Origin of the sequence: Methylobacterium sp. BE186 (assembly GCF_031457035.1) — a bacterium.
In the GTDB taxonomy this organism is placed as follows: Bacteria; Pseudomonadota; Alphaproteobacteria; order Rhizobiales; family Beijerinckiaceae; genus Methylobacterium; species Methylobacterium segetis.
Window position 1 is genome coordinate 1 of sequence record NZ_JAVDVV010000062.1, and the last position, 2,129, is coordinate 2,129.

Consider the following 2,129-nt stretch of genomic DNA (forward strand, 5'->3'; position numbering starts at 1 on the left):
CCCTCCACCCGGAACAGGTTGCGCCCGTTGCGCGCCTCCGCCACCGGCGTGATCGTCTGCACCGTCAGCGCCTGCGGCTCCTCCGGCAGCGAGGAGGCCAGCATCTGGCCCCGCTGCCCCGCCCGAAGATCCGCAATCAGCCGCTCGTCCACGCTCAGAACCACCCGGTAGGCGTCCAGGGGCGCGATCTCGAACAGAACCTGACCCCGGCCGATCGCCCCGCCAATCGCCTGCGACAGGTCCCCCGACACGATCAGCCCGTCGAACGGCGCCACGAACCGCGCCCGCGCCAGCTGCTCGTCCAGAAGCCGGATCTGCGCCTCCGCCTGCTCGATCTGGCTCTTGACCACGTTGATCGTCGCCGGCTGGCGCGTCGCCAGCGCCTTGTCGTACTCGTAGGTCCGCTGCTGCCGCTCCGTCACCCAGCGCAGACGCTCCAGCGCCAGGTCCCGGTCCTCCAGGCTCGCCAGGAGATCCCCCTGCCGCACCGTGTCGCCCGCCCGCACCTGCGCCGCCTTCAGGTAGCCGTCGTAGGACGCCACCACCGAGCGCCGCACCAGCCCCTCCACCCGCGCATCCGCCGTCACCCGGTACTCCGCCTCCACCAGCGACAGCGCCAGGGCCAGCACCCCCAGCCCCGCCAGCGCCAGCTTCAGCCCCGTCCGGTTCGGGCCCACGATCCGCCGCGCCAGCCCCGCCGCCGCGTCGCCCGCCTTGACCACCAGCCAGCGGTCGTTCTGCCGCTTCGCCTCGAGCACCGGCCCCACCGCCGCGCAGGTCGCCGCGATCAGCCCGATCGTCTCGGGCAGGAACGGCCGCTCGCCCGGGCGCTCCAGCGTCACCGCCCCCACGAAGCGGTCCTCGACCAGGAGCGGCACGCTCAGCACCCGCCCGTCATGCTGCAGCCGCGCCAGCTCCGCATGCGCCGTGGTGACGAAGCCCTCCCCCGGCGGCGGCGGGAACAGGATCAGGCTGCGCTGGTCCACCGCCTCGTTCATGCAGGCCCCGAGCCGGCGCACCAGGTTCATCTCGCGCCCGAACTGGGCCGTGTGCGAGATGCCCGCGATCCGCGCCACGCCCCGGCGCAGGAAGCCGATCGCCACCCGCTGGCAGGAAAACGCGATCGCCAGATCGGTCGCCGCCGCCATGCAGGCGGCGCGGAAGCGCGCCTGCTCCAGCACGCCCGCCAGCAGGTCGAGGGCGGCCCGGGCCCGGGCCAGACCCTGCCGCTCCTCCCGCGCGCGCGCCTCGCCGCGCTTGGCCACCAGCCAGGCCGCGCCCCACTGCACCTGCCGGATCGCGCCGCGCCACTCGTCCCGCTCGCGCCCGGGCAGGGCGAAGGCGGCCACCGCGAAGGCGGCGCCCTCGGCCGAGAGCGGCAGGGCCAGCACGGCGCGGGGCGGGCCCTCCTCGGCCTCCTGCACCACTGGCCGGGTCTCGTCGAGCGCGGCGGCGGCGGCCGCGCGCAGGGCCGCGGCGTCGGGCCCGAGGCTGGCCAGGGGGCTGAGGCCGGGCGCCTGCAGCAGGCAGGCGGCGGAGGCGCCGAGCCAGCGGGCCTGCAGGGCGAGCCAGGCCTCGGCGGCCTCGGGCAGGCCCTCTGCGGCCTGCAGGCGCTGCCACAGGGCCGGCTCCAGCACGGAGGGGCGCGCCTCCGGCTCGGCCGGGATCCCGGCTGCCCCCCGCTCACTCATCGGAGCTGCCTGCTCATCGGGACCGCTCGCTCATCGGGACCGCTCGCTCATCGCAGCCGCCTTCCTCGGGGCTGGTCGGCATCGGGGGCCGCCCCCGGCCTGAGGGAGGCGGCCGGGCGTGGGAGGGCGGGCTCAGGCCTCGAGGTCGAGGCGGCCGTGGCGGGCCTCGTACTCGGCGAGCACGCCGCCGAGCACCGAGAGCAGGCGCTTGGCCGCCAGGGGCGTGAGGATGATGCGGTTGGAGAGGTCGACCACGACGCTGTCGCTCTCGGCCACGTTCCAGGTGCGGTTGGTGCCGAAGAAGAGGTCGACCTGCTCGCGGGTGCCCTGGACGTTGACGACGTTGGCGAAGTGGGTCGCCATGGCCTCCTCGCGCCACGCGATCGCGCGGACCGCCTCGGGTCCGGTCTGCCTGGTGTCGCTCACGGGCGTCCCTCT

At 75.6% G+C, this 2,129-nt stretch carries 2 protein-coding genes; both read right to left on the reverse strand.

The window, feature by feature from the left end:
* The coding region (locus J2X36_RS26710; RefSeq protein ID WP_310355242.1) for an HlyD family efflux transporter periplasmic adaptor subunit at positions 1–1,691 on the reverse strand (1,691 nt) is incomplete at its 3' end.
* A 132-nt stretch (positions 1,692–1,823) separates the two neighbouring features.
* Positions 1,824–2,117, reverse strand: coding sequence for a DUF3467 domain-containing protein (locus J2X36_RS26715; RefSeq protein ID WP_132256423.1), 294 nt, complete (start codon positions 2,115–2,117; stop codon positions 1,824–1,826).
* Between the last annotated feature and the right edge of the window lie 12 nt (positions 2,118–2,129).